Consider the following 16,213-nt stretch of genomic DNA (forward strand, 5'->3'; position numbering starts at 1 on the left):
GTAAGGTGAAACACCCTGAAACCCGAAGACAAGAAGGCACTATTTAATTCCTGTTTTCTACTCTACCGTGGAAAGCGAAGTATCTTGCCGAAGCGATTCTTTGCACTTAGCTTCGGAAGAGTGGTAGAAAGCCATGCTACAGTTATTGCGTCGTATATGGATATGGTGCAAAAGAGTATTTTTAAAAAAGCCAATCTTTTGGAAAACAGCCTAACGATTATTTGGAAGAGAGATTGCCAGATGACAATTACTTGAACTTTTGGTACATTATATAAACAGGTGTTAGGACTTAAGTTTCAAAAGCTTCTCTGCAAGTTAATCAAGCATTAAAGGACGTTCCTATTTATGTATAAAATTATATCCTGGATGTTGGTTGTGGTTTGGATGGTATTTATTTTTTACCTTTCTCATCAGCCAGCTGTTGACTCTAATCAATTAAGTACAAATGTTACAGAGGAAATTATCGAAAAGGTCGAAAAAGTGAGACAAGATAATAATTGGAATATACCTGAAATGAATCATATTGTAAGGAAGTATGCACATTTTCTCGTTTATTTCGTATTAGGAATATTAGTGATGCATGCTTATAATAGCAGTGGATTTTCCAAAAGGAAAGCTACTGTTGCAGCTTTTATTACTTGTTTGGGATATGCTATATCAGATGAATTTCACCAGCGTTTTATTGATGGAAGAGGATCGCAAGTAATGGATGTGATTATTGATAGTGGTGGAGCTATTATCGGAATCATAGTATGGTTTTTCTTATATAAAATAATAAAACGATCTGGCAGAATTCCTGATTAATAGTCATCTATTATTTTTATTGTATCCTGTAACATAATGGAAATGGCAGTAAATAGAATGATATAATAATAGAATAGTTTCATGGCAGAAGGATGGGGTGTATGGATTTACTTTATAACTTGTTTCAAATTTCTTTGAAATCAGGCGAAGAAATAATGTCGGTATATGACAAAGAATTTGAGGTAGAATTGAAACCAGATAATTCTCCAGTAACAGCAGCAGATAAACGAGCACATCAGATAATTACGAAGGGGCTTGAAGAACGAGATAAATCTATCCCCATAATCAGTGAGGAAGGGGAGATTTCCCCTTATCAGGAACGGAAAGATTGGGGACAATTTTGGCTAGTCGATCCACTAGATGGGACAAAAAATTTTGTGAAAAGAAATGGAGAATTTACAGTTAACATTGCACTAATTAATGACTGTTATCCAATATTAGGTGCTATCTATGCTCCAGCTTTTGATATATTTTATTTTGGACAAGAGGGAAAAGGAGCTTATAAATTGGAGAATGCTTCTCAATATAGTGAGTCCATAAAAAGTACAGAAGAATTAATCGAAAAAAGTATTTGTTTACCAGAAAAAAATAATCGAACAAAAATGAGAGTAGTCGCGAGTCGTTCCTATCTATCTCCTGAAACCAAGGCATTTATGAATCGTTTTGAAAAGGAAGTGGAAGTTGTATCCTCAGGCAGCTCTTTGAAATTTTGCTTAGTAGCGGAAGGACAAGCAGATTATTATCCTCGTTATGCCCCTACAATGGAATGGGATACAGGAGCTGGACAAGCGATTGTGGAAGCGGCAGGGGGTAAAGTTACAAAGCATTCCAACGGCCAAAGGTTTCGTTACAATCGTGAAAATATGAAAAATGAATGGTTTTTAGTTGAAAGACTATAAAGGAAGACAAGTATACGAAAAAGCCTATCCTCAATACTATAAAGGATAGGCTTTTAAATTTTTCTTTATATTATCCTATTTTTTTTAAAAATAGTTCTTCGCTTTTTTCGTTTGATGTTAGGCCGCTTATGATTCCCATTATGACGAAAGCAGCTAATGAACTAAAGAACATTGCTATAAAAATATTTTCGATGACGTTTAGAGATGTAAAGACAACATATAAGGTAGCGCCTGTGACTAGTGCTGCGATTGCGCCGTAGTTATTAGCACGTTTCCAGAAATAACCCAATGTAATCGGTGCGATAATTCCAGAGATAATTGCTGAAAAGCTGAATTGAATTAAGAATGCTAAAGACTCTGGTCTTTCTAATGAGAAATATAGAGACAATAGACCAACAACGATAAGAGAGCCTTTTGCAACTTTTAACGATTGACGTTCTAGTTGCTTTTCTCCTATTTTTTTGGAAGAAACAATAGGTGCTAGAACACGATAAAAGTCATTTCCGATACTTGTTGTGATCCCTAGGTATAGACTGTCTGTACTAGATAGAATCGCTGAGATAATCCCTACAATCATGATCGCTGCGATGAAGCTTGGGAACGCATCGATAATATAAGCAGGAATAGCAGCGTCAGCACTTTCTAATGTTGGGAATAATACACGTGCTGCAAGTCCGCCAAGTACCATTAATGTAGCAATGACAAAAAGTACTAATCCTGCAGATAAAGTAAATGGTGCAAGATCTTCTTCTGTTTCAATCGATAATACTTTATTTAATAAGTGCGGCATTAAGATAAAACTAAACAGTAAAAATTGTACAGCCATAATGGCTAGGACACTATTATATGGACCACTGTCAGCTACTGCAGCCGTTAAATTTGGATCAATCGCAGCTAACTTGTCTGTTAACTCACCAAATACATTGAAGCCACCGCCGATTGTCCAAAAGAAAGAGACAACAATAAAGATAGAAGTAATTGCCATAAGAATCCCTTGGATCCCATCTGTAATCATTTGGGCGAATGCGCCGCCAAGTCCAATGTAAAGAATGGTAATCGTAACACCGATGATAATACCCCAAACATATGGAATGTTAAGCACTGTTTCAAAGATAGTAGCTAGTCCAACATTTTGACCAACAATATAATAAACATTAAATAAGATCAATAAAGAAACGAGTACTTGAAGTGCTTTAGAGTTATATCTTCTTCCAAGCCATTCTGGTAACGTAGAAACGCGGCCAAATTTTTTCCCATAACGCCAAAAGGTTTTTGCAAAAAGTAACAGTCCAACCCATGAAACACCAAAGCATCCAAGCGTGTACCATAGTACAGCTGTTCCATATTCATAAGCTAAACCTGGTACCCCGATAAATAAATTCGCACTGGCATAGGAAGCGGCAAAACTTGCGCCGACAAGCCATGGGCTAACCTTTCCACGTGCTGTCGCAAATCCATTCATAGATTGACTATGAGCTCTTCCTTTCTTTCCAATCCAAGTAACTACCCCAAAATAGATGGCTAATAATATAATAACGGTCCAAAGTAATACACCAGAACTAGTAATCATGATTTATTGTTCCCCTTTCTTCTTTTTGTATATATTGACCCATAAAGTCAGTCCAACCAACCAAAATAAAGCAATCGCGAGAAAATAAGTAAGAATCATTGCGTTTCCTCCTTTGTGAAAAATGGTAATGTATGGTTCTCAATAACCTCAAATGACACTTTTACTTTCATCTTGTAAGCTAAATCTTCTTCCTTCACCAATAAATGTGTTAAGAGAGATGGCCCCTCTTCCAACTCGACGATTCCCACAACGTAAGGTGTTCGATCTTGCCAAGCTGGATGCCCTGCCCGATGAATCACACTCCAAGTTTTTAATGATCCACTACCAGATGCTTCTTTCCAAGTTAAATCATCAGAAAGGCAGTGAGGACAGTGTTCTCGGGGATAAAAGACCCACTCTTGACAACTATTACATTGTTGAATCGATAACTTTCCAGCTGCGACACTGTCCCAAAATGGTTTGCTCACAGGTGTTATCGTTGGTCCTGGTAAAGAAATGTTCTGTAAGGAACTCATCTTTCACCTCCTAACACAAGCGCCGTTGTTTCACTTAACGTAGCTCCGTTTCCGGTAACAAGTGCTTGTTTTGCATTTGGTATTTGTCGGTTTCCGCCGTCACCACGTAACTGAACAACCGCTTCAACGACATGAGACATCCCGCCAGCTAAGTCAGCTTGCCCAAAGCCTAATTGACCTCCGTGTGTGTTTAAAGGATAGTCTCCATCATGGCCAAAGCTGTGGTTTTTCACAAATTCCCCGAATTCGCCAGGCTTACAAAGACCTGTACTTTCAAGAGTTGTGGCAACAACACTTGTATAACAGTCATATAAAGACAGCAGATCGATGTCCTCGATATAAGTTTCAGCCTGTTTCAACGCATGAGGGATTGAGTAGCTAAACGGAAGTGCGTCGATGTCCGGCGCTTGGCTGACTGCACGGTGTGTGATTTTTTCACCAGCACCTTTTAGGTATACGGGTTTCTTGTTTGATTTTTTGGCTTTTTCTTCTGATGTCACGACAACGGCTGCTCCTCCAGCAACAGGCATGACGATTTCTAGCAAATGAAGCGGATCTGATATGACCGGTGATTGCAAAATATCTTTCACTTCTAATGGCTTGCCGTAAAAGATTGCATTTGGATTTAACTGAGCATTTTTTCTTGCCCAATAAGCAATTTCTGCAAATTCTTCTTGTGTCGATCCGTGTTTTTCCATATGCTGTCGTTTTAATAGAGCATAGGAGGTGTTGGCTCCCGAAGCTCCGAATGGAACATCAAACTCACGGATCGGGTTACGGTTTGGCGAACGTAACGCTTCTCCTTTTTCATTTTTGTTTGCTAGTACACAAACAACCGTTTCACACATTCCTGCTTGAATTGCTGCAGCTGCTCTCCAAATCATCCCAGGCCCAGTCGCTCCTCCAAGATCAACTGTATTGGACATGGTTGGATTTATGCCTAAGTATTCAGAAACCGTTGCTGGTACATGCTGCGGTGTTTCCCCAACTTGAGGACCGACAAGAAGGCCATCAATTTCTTCTTTAGAAATCCCAGCATCTTGAATTGCTAATCGAGTAGCTTCAGCAATTAAACCTAATGTTGTTTTTCCTTCTGAATAGCGTACAGGTTTTAATTCACCGATACCAATAATGGCACCTTGTAATCTATTACTCATTAAAAATACTCCTTTTCTGACAGGCGAGAGAATGATTGTAAGCTAGATGGATTCTTCAAGGAAGCTTTATTTTTCACTTCATCTCCTAAAGCTGCCGTTTTCGCAGCACCTTCTACTTTTTTATCATTAATCGTATGCGGAATATCTTCCACCTGATAGATTCTCTTAGGCACATGTCTTGGAGACGCTTTTGAACGAATTTGCTTTCGGATGTACGCTGCTAATTCTTCATTAAGATCATCTGTCACCAGACATAACACAATTTCTTCGTCGTTATCCTTTGGCAGACCAAATACGATGGAATCTTTAATTTTTTCTATTTGTTCGATAATTCTGTAAATTTCGGCTGTACCAATTCGAACACCACCAGGATTTAATGTTGTATCTGCACGTCCATAAATAATAAAGGCTTCATCAATTGTTTGTTCAGCAAAATCGCCGTGTGTCCAAATTCCCGGTCTTTTGGAAAAGTAGTTATTTCTATATCGTTGATCTCCACCTTCTCCAAAAAAGGTGAGAGGCATGCTTGGGAATGGCTGGGTACACACTAAGTCTCCTTTTTCCTCATAGACAGATGCACCTCGTTCGTCTAATACATCAACAGCCATTCCTAATGCCTTACAAGCAATTTCTCCACTTTTGACTGGATGTACTGGAGATCCCATGACAAAGCAACCAATAATTTCGGTTCCACCCGAAATGGAAGCTAGGTGCAGATCTTTTTTCACCGTTTGATAAATCCAATTGTACTGTTCTGGTACAAGTGGTGCACCACAAGATAAAATACTCTTTAACGATGATAGATCATGTGATTTTTGTAATTCGACACCTGCTTTCATTAATGTCTCCAAATATTTAGGACTCGTGCCAAAGTGAGTAAGTCCAATTTCGTCAGCAATATCCCAAAGATGAGTTAAAGAATCTGAGCGAACAGGAGAACCATCATACAATAGAATGGCTGCTTCACTAGCTAAGCCTGATACAAGCCAAGGATACATCATCCACGCAGTGTTGGTGTACCAAAATAGTACATCATCTTTGTGGACATCACTATGCAGTTGATGTTCTTTTACGTGCTGTAGTAGTGTTCCTCCGACAGAATGCACAATTGCTTTTGGTAATCCCGTTGTTCCAGATGTGTATAAAATATATAAAGGATGATTAAAAGATACTGGTTGAAAATCTGGTTCCAACGCTTCATTGTCACAAAGTGTTTCCCAACTACATGTTTTGACCTGTACGTCTGCTAATTCCCCTGATAATGTCACAACTGCTGATAGACTATCAATCGCCTCGGTTGTTTCTTTAATTTTGTCCGCAATATTGAATGGCTTTTCTTTATACTGATAGGACAATTGTGAAATTAATACTTTTGGTTTTACTTGCCCGATTCGATCAATGATTCCTTTTGCTCCGAAGTCAGGAGAGCATGAAGTCCATACTGCACCTAAGGAAACTGTTGCAATTAAAGCAACTAATCCATCTACACTATTGATCGTAACGCCAGCAACACGGTCTCCTTCTTTTAAGCCTAGACTTTTTAGACCTGCCTGAGCCTTTGCTACTAATATCTTTAGCTCCCTTAAGGTGATCGAACGTCTAACACCATTTTCATCAGCTTCATATGCAACGATACGGTCAAGGGACCCTCGTAATAGATTTTCTGCAAAATTCAACTTAGCTTCCGGAAACCATGTAGCATCAGGCATGGATGAGCCAGGGGTGAAGATACGTTCTCCTTTTTCCCCGATAATTCCGGCATAGTCCCATACTGCTGACCAAAATTCAGGTAGATGTGAAATCGACCATCGATGTAACCGTTCATATGGAAATAACGGCTGGTTATTGAAATCAGCAAAAGCTTTTATATGAGATTGTTGAATCTGTTTTTCGGTAGGTTCCCAAAGGTATGGAGAACGCTTGGTTATCGTTTGTGCACTCATCAAAAACTCATCCTTTCATTATGTCTTCGGAACTTCAAGTAGGATAGCTATTCCTTGGCCGCCACCGCCACATAAACTAGCAATCCCTTTGCCGCCTCCACGTCTTCTTAATTCATGGGCGAGCGTTAATACGAGACGGAAGCCAGTTCCACCTAATGGATGACCGATAGCGATCGCACCTCCATTAACGTTCACTCGACTGTAATCTATATCTAAATCTCTGCAGCTAGCTATGGCCACACTGGCAAAGGCTTCATTTATCTCAAATAAATCGATATCTTCTATTGATAAGTTGTGTTTTTTTAGTAGACGCTTGATTGCTTGGGAAGGTTTGGTTTGCAAACTAGCATCTGGTCCTGCTACCTCTGACCAATCAATAATTTCTGCTAACGGTAATTGTCCAATTTCTTTTGCTTTTTCTTCCGTAGTGACAATACCCACACTAGCTCCATCTGTCATTTGTGATGCATTCCCTGCTGTGATTGTTCCATTATTACCAAAGGCAGGGGAGAGACTAGCTAATTTTTCTTCGGTTGTACTACTTCGAATGCCCTCGTCTTGATCTAAAAAGTTTGCAATCGGTGCAATTTCTGAATCGAATCGTCCATTGGCTTGCGCTTGTGCTGCTCTCTGTTGAGAAAGTGCGGCGTATTGATCTTGATCTTGGCGACTGATATCAAATGTACGGTTTTTTTCATCAGTCAGCTCTCCCATGGATTGATCAGTAAGGGAACACCATAAACCGTCGTGTAATAAGGTATCCGTTAATGGAGAATGACCAATCCCACTATTCATCCGAACATTTGCAACATGCGGTGCATTAGTCATAGAATCAAATCCACCGACAATATATAAGTCTCCTTCTTTTAACAGAAGACGGCGAGAAGCATCTGTAATGGTTGCAATACCGCCCAAGCAAACATTATTTAATGTAATCGCAGGAATAGATGTATCGACTCCAGCTTGGAAAGCTGCTTGTCTTGCTGGGTTCTGACCTGATCCTGCTTGAATAACTTGTGCAAGAAGAACTCCATCTGCATTTTTAGCTTGCGGATTTCTTTCTAGTAATGCTGTTAGAGCTTTAGTACCAAGCTCTGTCGCAGACAACTTCGCTAATGCTCCTTTCCATTTTCCGAAAGGAGTTCTTATTCCGTCTAACAGAACTATTTTCATCATTAAGTCCCCTTTTATCATGTAAAAAATCCCTCTTCCAGTAAGAAGAGGGATTTAAATTTATTTCACTCTTCTTATCATTCAGGAAGACCTCCTGCAGGAATTAGCACCTTATTAAGCAAAACTGCTTAATGGTTGCCGGGCATCATTGGGCCAGTCCCTCCGCCTCTCTGGATAAGATAATCATTATTTCTAATATTTAATTGTCTACAATCATAGCAAGCTATTAACCTTATGTCAATAGACTTAAAGAAAAATCCGACCATATTCGACAGTTTTAGAACTGTTCGTTCGGCTAATTGGAATATCGGTATCTTTTGTTATACTTTTTATTCTCTATTATCACATTATACTCAGAATTATGACAGCGATTATATTGTGGTAACATTTAACTATTCGCATATAGATATAATTGAATTTTATCTTCTTATTCTTTGATGTTAATGGCTTGCTTTATTTGGCTTTTTCTTCCTATGATAAATATATAGTTAGAAAGGGAGGCTGATTGGATGAAAGGGGTTATAGCAAAAGAACCTGGTGGAGCAGAACAATTGGTGTATACAGATATGCCTCATCCTGAACTCCAACATGGCGATTTGTTAATCAAAGTACATGCTGCTGCGGTGAACCGCACAGACATTTTGAATCGAGAAGGTAAAGTCGGGTATGTAGAGAATCCGATTATTGGAGTTGAAATTTCTGGAGAAGTTATAGATCCAAATGGGAATGATGATTTCAAAACAGGAGATCGAGTAATGGGGCTTGTTAATGGGGGAGCATACGCGGAATATGCTGTCATGCCTGCAAACCGTGCGATGCATATACCGGATTCTCTGTCATATACAGATGCTGCTGCAATTCCGGAAGTATTTTTAACAGCATACCAAACTTTAAATTGGATTGGAAAGCTTCAAAAAAATGAAACAGTATTAATACATGCTGGCGCCAGTGGTGTTGGAACGGCAGCCATACAATTAGCCAAAAGATTGAGTGATGCCAAAGTTATAGTAACGGCAGGATCCGAACGAAAATTAGAATTTTGTCGTCAACTAGGAGCAGATATTGCGATTAATTATAAGAAAGTATCGTTTGATCAAGAAGTTTTAAAAGCAACTGATCAAAAAGGTGTGAATGTTATCTTAGACTTTGTAGGATCAGCCTATTGGGATAAGAATTATGCAAGCATTGCAATAGACGGACGTTGGGTATTAATTGGTGTTCTCGGTGGAAGTACAGTTAAAAAGGTTCGTTTAATGGATTTGATGAAGAAACGTGTCCAATTAACAGGTACATTATTGACTCCGAGAAGTGATGATTACAAATCTGAGTTAACCAAGGACCTGATAAGCCAAACGAATCAAATGTTTGAAAATGGAACAATAAAGCCAATAGTGGATACTATTTTTTCAATTGAGGAAGCCTACAAAGCCCATCAATGGATGGAACAAAATAAAAATATTGGAAAAATTGTATTAACGATCAATTAATGAGACTATCGGCAAAATTCAGACTACCGTAGAGACCGTTCTGAATTTTGTCGATTTTAAAAAAAAAGACTTGAAATATGCAAAATAAGAGATTATAATGAAATCGTTAACAAATTAATTTGTTTACCAAACAAACCAAAGATTATAACAAACATTAGTAGGGGGTAATTTTTTTGAGTAAAATGAAAACGTTGTTATTAGGATTTATGGTGGTCAGCTTGGCTATATTATTAATAGCTTGTGGAGGCGAAGATGATAACGATACTGCAAATGGATCTTCAGATTCAGGCGCAGAAAATGAAAGCAGTAACACAGAAGAGAATCAAGAAACGGTTACGTTAAAACTAGCGGAAAATCAACCTGAAGATTATCCAACAACGATTGGGGATAAAGAATTTGCAAGATTAGTAGAAGAAAAAACAGATGGACGTTACGAGATAGAAGTTTATGCAGGTGGACAGCTTGGAGATGAAGTAAGCGTTATCGAACAAGTACAATTAGGTTCTATTGATTTAGCACGTGTAAATGCAACACCTTTAACACAATTTGTTGATGAAATTGGTGTTCTTTCCATGCCGTTCCTATTTGAAAGTGAAGAAGAAAAATGGGAAGTATTAAATGGAGAAAAAGGACAAGAGCTGTTAGATACATTTGATGGAAGTAATTTAGTTGGTCTTGCTTATTACGATTCAGGTGAAAGAAGTTTTTATAACACAGAAAGACCAGTTAAATCACCTGAAGATTTAGAAGGCTTAAAAATCCGTGTTCAACAATCAGATTTAGCCATTTCAGTTGTAGAAGCGTTAGGTGCGTCAGCTACACCAATGGAATATGGAGAAGTGTATTCATCCTTACAAACGGGAGTTATTCAAGGAGCTGAAAATAATTTCCCAAGCTACTATACAAGTAACCATTATGAAGTAGCTCCATATTATACGGTTAATGGTTATTCAGGTACACCAGAAGTTGTAATCGGTTCTCAAAAGCTATGGGATTCTCTAAGTGAAGAGGACAAGCAAGCATTTAAAGAAGCAGCTCAGGAATCTGTATCCGTACAACGTGAGGCGTGGGCTGAACTGGAAGAAGAATCTCGAGAAGCAGTTGTGGAAGCAGGAAGTGAATTGACTGAAGTAGACGATATTTCTGAATGGAGAGACGCAGTACAAGAAGTTTATGATGAATACGAAGATCAGTATGGTGAATGGATTGAAAAGTTAACAGAATAGAATGAAGGGGGAGCCCCCTTCATTCCTATTTCTAGGAGGAACATATATGAAAGCAATGAGCGGAATTAAAGCAGTCATTGACAAGCTATTAGTTGTAACAGCTTTAACTATGTTAGCAGTGATGGTAGTAGTGATTGTAGTGCAAGTTTTTTCACGGCAATTATTTGACTACACACCATCTTGGTCAGAGGAGCTATCTAAATTGTTACTTGTTTGGATCAGCTTTTTAGGAATTGCATATGGGGTAAAGGAAAAGCTTCATATTGCACTTGGCCTCTTTGTTAATAAGATGCCAAAAAGTATTCAACATACATTGGATTATTTCGCAAAGGTACTCATTATCGGGTTTGGCGGCATAATGGTCTATTATGGTTACATCTTTATGGATTTAATGGGAAATTCAACGATGCCAGGTACTGGCCTGCCATCTAGTTTTCTATATGCATGTATTCCTGTTACAGGGGTGTATGTTGTTATTTATGGTGTGGAATTGTTATTCAAAAAAGGGTTACACCAAGAATTTAATGAGATAAGCGAGGAATGAAATCATGGAAATAGCAATCTTACTCGGAAGTTTCGCAATATTGTTAATTTTAAGAGTCCCTATTGCCTTAACATTAATTATTTCTTCCTTATTAACAGGAATATATATGGAATTAGATCCAGCTGCCATTATGCAACGTATGGTAGGAGGGTTGAATTCTTTTTCCTTGCTAGCTATTCCGTTTTTTATTTTAGCTGGTGAGATTATGAATGAAGGCGGAATTTCGCGTCGTTTAATTAATTTCGCAAATGTTATTATCGGCAAGATTCGTGGTGGGGTAGCTATGGTAAATGTCCTTGCTAGTACCTTTTTTGGAGGTATTTCCGGTTCTGCACTTGCTGATACATCTTCATTAGGTTCTGTACTCATTCCAATGATGAAAAAGAATGGATACGATTCTGATTATTCCGTATCTGTTACAATATCAAGTGCAGCACAAGGGGTATTAATTCCTCCAAGTCATAATATGATTATTTACTCAACAGCAGCTGGTGGTGTCTCTGTTGGTGCTCTGTTTATGGGTGGATTAGGTCCAGGATTATTGCTTGGTTTAGCTATTATGGTATTAACCTATGCTATCGCTGTTAAACGTAAATATCCAAAAGGAGAAGTAATAAAAAAAGAAGAGATTCCTAGAATCGTATGGGAAGGCTTACTAGGATTATTAACGGTTGTTATTATTATGGGTGGTATTCTTAGTGGGATCTTTACAGCAACGGAATCTGCTGCAATAGGTACACTTTATGCATTTATCATTACTTTCTTTGTGTATAGAGAAATCCCTTTTGCTAGAATGGGATTAATACTATATAGAACGTTTAAAACACTAGCAATGGTTATGTTCCTTATTGCAACCTCTTCATCGTTTGGATGGCTTTTAGCGTTATTAAAAGTTCCAGCAATGGTTGCTGACGGCCTTATAGGTATTTCGCCAAATCATTATGTGACTATCTTTTTGATAGTTGTTATTCTCTTGTTACTAGGAATGGTTATGGATATGGCGCCATTAATTTTGATCGCTACTCCTATTTTATTACCTGTTGCTATGCAAGTAGGGATTGACCCAGTACACTTCGGCGTTTTATTAATCTTATGCTTGGCAGTTGGATTAGTGACTCCGCCAGTAGGATCGGTACTATTTGTTGGTTCCGCTATAGGAAGGATACCGATAGAGAAAGCATCAAAAGGAATGGTACCATTCTATGCTGCAATGATTGTTGTATTATTACTCGTTGCTTATGTTCCAGAAATTTCGCTTTATCTTCCTTCGCTATTTGAATAATTTTATAAAGAAAACTCGTCGATTGTCGAGCCTTTGGCGAAGTTAGAGACGTAGTTGCCCCAATCTATCTTCCTAATAGTGGTATCTACGTTAAATTTAATTCATCTGTAACACGGTATAAATTCTGATAAGGTAAAGTTACTAGATTCATATAACCCCCTGCTCGATAAGAAGAGCAGGGGGTTTGTTTGTTTGCAGGATTCTAATATAATAAGCGTATGAATAATTCGTTAGAACTAGTGAAAAAAGCCTATTATTATATTTCCTGGGAAATTAAAATGATGTGAGACTCCTGTAAGTATTAAAATTACCGTGTACAGGGAGCTAACTTTTTGGTTAGCTCTTTGTTGTGTCATCTTATTGAAAAGAACCAATAGAAGTGCTAATGTATAAATTAATACAAGCAATATCTTGTTTTGGAAGCGATTACAATAAGGTGGTAGAATACGTGAAGAAGATAATTAGAAAAATAAAATGGTTTATGCAGTCTTTAAGTTTAAAAAGTCGTATTGCTGTTGTACTAGCTATTGGTACTTTGATACCGGTATTGTTTACTGTCTTATTCGCATATCATTCTATGTCCACCATATTAACTAATAAATTACACGATAGTGTTTATAGTAACCTTCATCAAATTCGGCTATCACTGGAAAATACGATAGATGATTTGAATTATGTCTCCCAGCAAATTGCTTACTCGGAAGATATATTATTTAAATTAAGTGGCTATCTTGAATTAGAACAATCTTATGATCGAACAAAGTATTATGAAGATATAAGAAAAGAACTAAACTTAATTACCTTTAGTAATCCAAGTATTGGTTTATCGCTTATTTATTTAGAAGAGAACCAAAACTATTTATTTAATAGTCATGGTGTGAAACAAGGATTTCAAATACATAACCCGCCACTGTTAGATGGAGGATTTCAATTACATAATTATGGGCCGCATATAACAAATGAAAGATTTAAAGATCATTATGTTCTTTCTACTATAAGAAAGTTGGATTTAGCAATAAACAATTCTATTTATATTTATTTAGAATCTAGTTTGAATTTAACGGAGGATATTTTACAAACGGAACAAGTCGTCAACCAAGCTGAATACTTACTGCTAGACTCATCTAATCAAATTATCTACAGCGAAAATAATGATTTTCCAGTCCACTCTCGCTTTTCCAGTAATCTACAACAAACAAACGGAACTCATAATGGATATTATTGGTTTCAAGAAAAGTCCAACAAAGACTGGAGTATCATTGCACTTATACCAATAGCAAAATACCAGGAAGAAATGAATCAATGGGTAATTATGATGGGTTACATTGCTGTTTTATTTGTATGTGTCAGCCTTATTATTGCTTTATTACTTTGGAAAAATGTATACAAACCTCTTAATCAATTTAATCGAGAAATTCAATTAATGGAACACAGTAATTTTCATTCAAGGGTTGTGGAAACAAGAATACCAGAGTTTGTGTCATTAATTCATCAGTTTCGTAATATGAGAAAACAAATTTCCTTATTGATTGAGGAAATTGAACAAAAAGAGCGTAAAAAAGCAGATTTAGAAGTAGAAAAACTAGTTCATCAAATTAATCCACATTTTTTAATGAATACATTAGATACTGCAAGATGGCTAGCTGTTGCTGGGGATCGTAAGCCATTAACAAAATTACTATCCTCTTTAAATAAAATTCTCTATTATAATATGGGGAAATTAGGAAAAATGTCTACTTTAAAAGAAGAGATTGATTCCATGGAGCAATATATAAATCTTCAACAATTACGATATGATTTTACATATAAATCCTGCGTAAATGTATCAGAACAGATCCTTCAATCAGAAGTGCCACGGTTTATCCTGCAACCAATTGTTGAAAATGCTATTTATCATGGGCTTGTGGATGATGGAACTATTCAACTTTGCATAATAACAGAAAAGCGGAACATAAAAATAGAGTTAAAAGACGATGGTAGAGGGATTCCTGAAGAAAAACTTCATAGCCTTATAAATGAGAAGCCTACGAATCAATCAGAACAAGGAATGGGAATTGGCTTACATTATGTAAAAAGAATTTTAGAAAGAATGTATAATGAGAAAGCAGACATACAATTGAAATCTAAAGAAGGGGAAGGAACTAGTGTCACACTCTATATTCCATTTTAAAAGGGGGTTTACGTCATTGATACGTGTATTAATTGTAGAAGATGATAAATTAGTTAGGAAAAGCTTTATTCAGGCCTTTGATTGGGAGAAGTTTGGCATGAGTGTGGTAGGAGACGCCAAAAATGGTGAAAAAGCTCTGCAATATTTAAATACGAAAGAAGTAGATTTAATAATTACGGATCTTGCCATGCCTATTATGTCCGGGATAGAGTTGATAAAACAAGTGAAAGAAAAATATCCTAATATCTTTATCGTTGTTCTATCTTTACACCAAGACTTTGAATATATACAGGAAGCTATGCGGTTAGGCGCCATTGATTATATTGCGAAGGTAGAACTGGATGATGAACACATGGATGCGACACTTCACCGTATCCAAAATCGTATTAAAGCAGAAAAAAAGAAGGTGCACCAGGTAGAAGCAGCGCCATCCATAAATATCAGAAAGGGTTTCTTATTTTTGGCGGAACAACAATTAGATGCGTATATGGAGCAATTATCTGATTTGATGGATCAAGAGATATATGACATTGCGGCAGATGCTGTTTTTATTCCAACCGATCATAAACAAAGAATAGAACAAGAAATAGAACAGATTCAAGCATTTGATCACTCGCTTTTTATTTTTTGGGTGGATAATTATGAAAGCAGAGAAACGTTGAAAAAGCAAGTTCTTCAGTATAAAGATCATTTTATTTTTTATGAAACAACAAGAGATCATTATATAGAAATGAAGGACTATAAGCAGTTATTGATCCCGCAACAAAGGGTAGAGTTGTCGGAGATAGAGGAACGTTTAGTATCTTTGCAATGGGTTAAGGATAATATGACGTTATATGCCTTGTTAGAGGATGTACGTCAAATAAGATTACCAAAGCATAAAATAAATGAATTAATTTTAATGACGATGTATGAATGTAGAAAAATATATGAAGATTTGCTGCCTAGTGATTTAGCATTACCAGCTTCTTTTTCTTATTGGATAGATATAGAAAATTGGTTTTTACAGGCAAAATCAGTCATTCATCAAAACGTTTTCAGCCAGTCTTTTTCTAACGAGACCAATCAGTCCATTCTTCAAGCTGTTCATATAGTGGAACAAGAATTAGCACAGCCCATTACAGCTGGTGATGTGGCAGAGAGGGTCTATATGAGTAGAAGTTACTTTTCCATTTGTTTTAAGGAAATCGTCGGCTATACTTTTCATGAGTATTTGCGGATTGCACGTATTAACAAGGCAAAGAAATATCTTAAACACACAAGAGAAAAGGTGGCTGTCATTGCAGAAAAGGTGGGCTATACGGATATAAAGTATTTTAGTAAAATGTTTAAACAAACAACAGGTTGCTTACCTACCGAATACAGAAAAAGGAACCGAAGGGTGAAAGATGTTTTGTCAAAGTGAGATAATTGTTTGAAAGACTGGTAACAGCTATCCAATTT

Annotated in this window: 13 protein-coding genes and 1 riboswitch; of the genes, 8 read left to right on the top strand and 5 right to left on the bottom strand. The window is 37.1% G+C overall.

The window, feature by feature from the left end; genetic code table 11:
* Positions 1-345: 345 nt before the first annotated feature.
* Together GHD00_RS13050 and cysQ are read left to right on the top strand one after the other, a co-directional pair.
* On the top strand, positions 346-804 hold the full coding sequence (locus GHD00_RS13050; protein WP_163538620.1) for a VanZ family protein: 459 nt from the start codon (positions 346-348) through the stop codon (positions 802-804).
* Positions 805-905: 101 nt separating this feature from the next.
* Complete coding sequence (gene cysQ / locus GHD00_RS13055) at positions 906-1,703, top strand: 3'(2'),5'-bisphosphate nucleotidase CysQ (RefSeq protein WP_163538621.1); 798 nt, start codon at positions 906-908, stop codon at positions 1,701-1,703.
* Between the two features lie 70 nt (positions 1,704-1,773).
* Here the strand turns inward: cysQ and GHD00_RS13060 are convergent, their stop codons facing one another.
* The 5 genes from GHD00_RS13060 to GHD00_RS13080 all read right to left on the bottom strand — a co-directional run bounded on the left by GHD00_RS13060 (position 1,774) and on the right by GHD00_RS13080 (position 8,082).
* On the bottom strand, positions 1,774-3,273 hold the full coding sequence (locus GHD00_RS13060; RefSeq protein ID WP_163538622.1) for a sodium:solute symporter family protein: 1,500 nt from the start codon (positions 3,271-3,273) through the stop codon (positions 1,774-1,776).
* 95 nt (positions 3,274-3,368) lie between these two features.
* Positions 3,369-3,788, bottom strand: coding sequence for a Zn-ribbon domain-containing OB-fold protein (locus tag GHD00_RS13065; protein ID WP_163538623.1), 420 nt, complete (start codon positions 3,786-3,788; stop codon positions 3,369-3,371).
* Positions 3,785-4,945, bottom strand: a complete 1,161-nt coding sequence (locus GHD00_RS13070; RefSeq protein WP_163538624.1) for a thiolase family protein — start codon at positions 4,943-4,945, stop codon at positions 3,785-3,787. Before GHD00_RS13070 ends, GHD00_RS13065 begins: the two co-directional genes overlap by 4 nt.
* Complete coding sequence (locus tag GHD00_RS13075) at positions 4,945-6,888, bottom strand: acetoacetate--CoA ligase (protein ID WP_163538625.1); 1,944 nt, start codon at positions 6,886-6,888, stop codon at positions 4,945-4,947. The genes GHD00_RS13070 and GHD00_RS13075 overlap by 1 nt, the downstream gene beginning before the upstream one ends.
* A gap of 18 nt (positions 6,889-6,906) precedes the next feature.
* Complete coding sequence (locus GHD00_RS13080; protein ID WP_240468701.1) at positions 6,907-8,082, bottom strand: acetyl-CoA C-acyltransferase; 1,176 nt, start codon at positions 8,080-8,082, stop codon at positions 6,907-6,909.
* Between the two features lie 50 nt (positions 8,083-8,132).
* Positions 8,133-8,242: riboswitch (SAM riboswitch) on the bottom strand.
* A 328-nt stretch (positions 8,243-8,570) separates the two neighbouring features.
* Between GHD00_RS13080 and GHD00_RS13085 the strand changes: the two genes are divergently transcribed.
* The 6 genes from GHD00_RS13085 to GHD00_RS13110 all read left to right on the top strand — a co-directional run bounded on the left by GHD00_RS13085 (position 8,571) and on the right by GHD00_RS13110 (position 16,175).
* Positions 8,571-9,548: an NAD(P)H-quinone oxidoreductase gene (locus GHD00_RS13085; RefSeq protein ID WP_163538627.1), complete on the top strand. Its 978-nt coding sequence runs from the start codon at positions 8,571-8,573 to the stop codon at positions 9,546-9,548.
* Positions 9,549-9,730: 182 nt separating this feature from the next.
* Entirely contained in the window at positions 9,731-10,774 is a 1,044-nt protein-coding gene (locus tag GHD00_RS13090) for a TRAP transporter substrate-binding protein (protein ID WP_163538675.1), read from the top strand.
* A gap of 46 nt (positions 10,775-10,820) precedes the next feature.
* The gene (locus GHD00_RS13095) at positions 10,821-11,318 is read left to right on the top strand and encodes a TRAP transporter small permease (RefSeq protein ID WP_163538628.1); all 498 of its coding nucleotides are present in this window, start codon (positions 10,821-10,823) and stop codon (positions 11,316-11,318) included.
* A gap of 4 nt (positions 11,319-11,322) precedes the next feature.
* Positions 11,323-12,600 carry a TRAP transporter large permease gene (locus GHD00_RS13100; protein ID WP_163538629.1) on the top strand — a complete coding sequence of 426 codons (1,278 nt, stop codon included), beginning with the start codon at positions 11,323-11,325 and terminating at the stop codon, positions 12,598-12,600.
* A 448-nt stretch (positions 12,601-13,048) separates the two neighbouring features.
* Positions 13,049-14,770 carry a sensor histidine kinase gene (locus GHD00_RS13105; RefSeq protein ID WP_163538630.1) on the top strand — a complete coding sequence of 574 codons (1,722 nt, stop codon included), beginning with the start codon at positions 13,049-13,051 and terminating at the stop codon, positions 14,768-14,770.
* A 16-nt stretch (positions 14,771-14,786) separates the two neighbouring features.
* Positions 14,787-16,175: a response regulator transcription factor gene (locus GHD00_RS13110; RefSeq protein ID WP_163538631.1), complete on the top strand. Its 1,389-nt coding sequence runs from the start codon at positions 14,787-14,789 to the stop codon at positions 16,173-16,175.
* The last annotated feature ends 38 nt before the right edge of the window (positions 16,176-16,213 follow it).

This window comes from Gracilibacillus sp. YIM 98692 (assembly GCF_010993965.1).
Taxonomy (GTDB): domain Bacteria; phylum Bacillota; class Bacilli; order Bacillales; family Amphibacillaceae; genus Gracilibacillus.

Coding starts and splice junctions, on each gene's coding strand:
- GHD00_RS13060 (WP_163538622.1), bottom strand. CDS start 3,273: ATGATTACTAGTTCTGGTGTATTACTTTGGACCGTTATTATATTATTA.
- GHD00_RS13095 (WP_163538628.1), top strand. CDS start 10,821: ATGAAAGCAATGAGCGGAATTAAAGCAGTCATTGACAAGCTATTAGTT.
- GHD00_RS13100 (WP_163538629.1), top strand. CDS start 11,323: ATGGAAATAGCAATCTTACTCGGAAGTTTCGCAATATTGTTAATTTTA.
- cysQ (WP_163538621.1), top strand. CDS start 906: ATGGATTTACTTTATAACTTGTTTCAAATTTCTTTGAAATCAGGCGAA.
- GHD00_RS13090 (WP_163538675.1), top strand. CDS start 9,731: ATGAAAACGTTGTTATTAGGATTTATGGTGGTCAGCTTGGCTATATTA.
- GHD00_RS13050 (WP_163538620.1), top strand. CDS start 346: ATGTATAAAATTATATCCTGGATGTTGGTTGTGGTTTGGATGGTATTT.
- GHD00_RS13075 (WP_163538625.1), bottom strand. CDS start 6,888: ATGAGTGCACAAACGATAACCAAGCGTTCTCCATACCTTTGGGAACCT.
- GHD00_RS13065 (WP_163538623.1), bottom strand. CDS start 3,788: ATGAGTTCCTTACAGAACATTTCTTTACCAGGACCAACGATAACACCT.
- GHD00_RS13080 (WP_240468701.1), bottom strand. CDS start 8,082: ATGATAAAAGGGGACTTAATGATGAAAATAGTTCTGTTAGACGGAATA.
- GHD00_RS13070 (WP_163538624.1), bottom strand. CDS start 4,945: ATGAGTAATAGATTACAAGGTGCCATTATTGGTATCGGTGAATTAAAA.
- GHD00_RS13085 (WP_163538627.1), top strand. CDS start 8,571: ATGAAAGGGGTTATAGCAAAAGAACCTGGTGGAGCAGAACAATTGGTG.